Source organism: Haloechinothrix alba (assembly GCF_900188115.1).
Classification (GTDB): Bacteria; Actinomycetota; Actinomycetes; order Mycobacteriales; family Pseudonocardiaceae; genus Haloechinothrix; species Haloechinothrix alba.
The window spans coordinates 1-1,859 of the sequence record NZ_FZNW01000065.1 but is presented as its reverse complement, the minus strand read 5'-3'; the positions used below and the strand labels follow the sequence as shown (position 1 = coordinate 1,859).

Genomic DNA, 1,859 nt, shown 5'->3' with positions numbered 1-1,859 from the left:
TGGTGGGCAACGCACATCCGTCGGCGTGTCGCTGCGCTGCGAAAACGCCGACATTGGCCGGTTAAGAGGGAGTCACCGATGGCGCCCATCGAGGGGACGAGCCCGGCTTCCTGAACGCGGCGGGTGAACGCCCAGTACTCGTCGATCACCTACGCCGAACGGCTCACCGAAGCCGGCATCGACGCCTCGATCGGCACGGTTGGCGACAGCTGCGACAACGCGCTGGCCGAGACAATCAGCGCCTGTACCGGCACTGCGGTGGTGCCACCGGTCGAGCCCGAACAGGCCTACTACGCTCACCACCGAGCCCAGCTCCCTGCTGAGATCCCACACCAATGAGTCCGCGGACACCCTGGGGCGGTTCACGCCGATGAACTCACCGCCGCCCGAGCGCCAACCTCATGGCAGAACTCACACGGTGAGCAACACCTGTCTTGCACCATCAATAACGCTCTGAACAGGCGAAACAGGAGATCGGCAAGCGGCTGTTCGGAGGGAGCTCGTCATTCGAATTGCCCCGGGTCAGAGCCACAGCCATCGTAAACTCTCCGCGCGTGTCACCCACTTGCTCGCGAACCGGGCCGGAGCAGCCATTCGGCCGACTCTTCGCCGGGAATCCCGCTGATCCCGTGCGGGCATCGCCGTCATCATCTACGTCTCCCTCATGGATGCAGTATGAGTCGTAAGCTAAACTCAACTCTACTGAACGTGCTTTCACTGGTGAATCCCTGCCCAGGCTTGAGGAGTCCTCGGACCTGAGAGGATGGCGACTGTGACCGAAGTGACCCAGGGTCACCGGCGAACCCGAGCCGACCGCCAACGGGAGCGGACCCGGCGCAAGCTGATCGACACCGGACGCGCTCTCATCGCCGAGCGCGGGGTGTCCGGGCTCCGGATTCAGGAGATCACCTCAAGGGCCGACGTCGCCCTCGGAACCTTCTACAACCACTTCTCAACCAAGGACGACCTCGTCGAAACGGTGGTCGGCGAAACGCTCACCGAGGTCGCCGCGGCGACCATTCCCGAGCCCGAACAGCATATCGACCCTGCCGAGGTCGTGGCCGGGGCGATCATCCGATTCATGGGGCTCGCCGATCGCGACCCCGACTTCGTGCGCCTGCTGCTCAACCTCAGTCACGCCGACGTCGTCTTCGCAACAGTCCTATACCCGTACGCCCGCACCGCATTGGAACGAGGGATCGAGATCGGACGGTTTGTCATCCCCGATCTCGACGTCTCCTTGACCGCCGTTGTAGGCGGCGCCTTTGCCCTCATCCGAGAGATCCTCGAAGGAGGCCATAAGGGTGATGTGGGCAAGGCTTACGCGCGACACGTACTCGTATCCTTCGGGCTTACCCCTCAGGACGCAGAGGCCGCCTGGAAATCCGCCGCGGCGCGCATCACCTCCTGACGTATCGATGAACAGGGCTCGCACACGGGCCGCGTGGTGACTAACCCTCCACGAGCTATGCCGCGCCACGGTATGTGCGGAGTTGCGTGCGGCGCCAGCTCGGGCGGGCAGGCGCTCGAGGACTTCGACCGTTCCAGCATCACCGCCGACGCGTACGCGGTCGCCCGTCGCAACTGCACGGCTATCCTCGTGGGACGCGACCACGCACGGCATCGCAAGCTCACGCGCGATCACAGCGGCGTGACTGAGCACGCCGCCATGTCGACGATCAGGGCCTTGCGGATGAACATGATCGACAACCAACGCGGGTTGGCTGTGTCTGCTCTCGAACCTGACTTTTGCCACGTTCGGCGGGTCTTGACGAGTGCGACCTGTTGACCTGCTGGTTTGTTTCGGTTGCTGGGCTGATTTGCGCACTAAATGGGGTCGTAGAGTGGCCGGGTGGCGT

1 protein-coding gene and 1 pseudogene are annotated in these 1,859 nt (G+C 63.8%); both read left to right on the top strand.

The features are described 5' to 3' along the window. Nucleotides 1-132: 132 nt before the first annotated feature. A pseudogene (locus CHB84_RS24145) lies at nt 133-264 on the top strand (IS3 family transposase); the annotation flags it as partial. Between the two features lie 508 nt (nt 265-772). Further along, nucleotides 773-1,411 carry a TetR/AcrR family transcriptional regulator gene (locus CHB84_RS23730; RefSeq protein WP_245818926.1) on the top strand — a complete coding sequence of 213 codons (639 nt, stop codon included), beginning with the start codon at nt 773-775 and terminating at the stop codon, nt 1,409-1,411. Nucleotides 1,412-1,859: the final 448 nt, after the last annotated feature.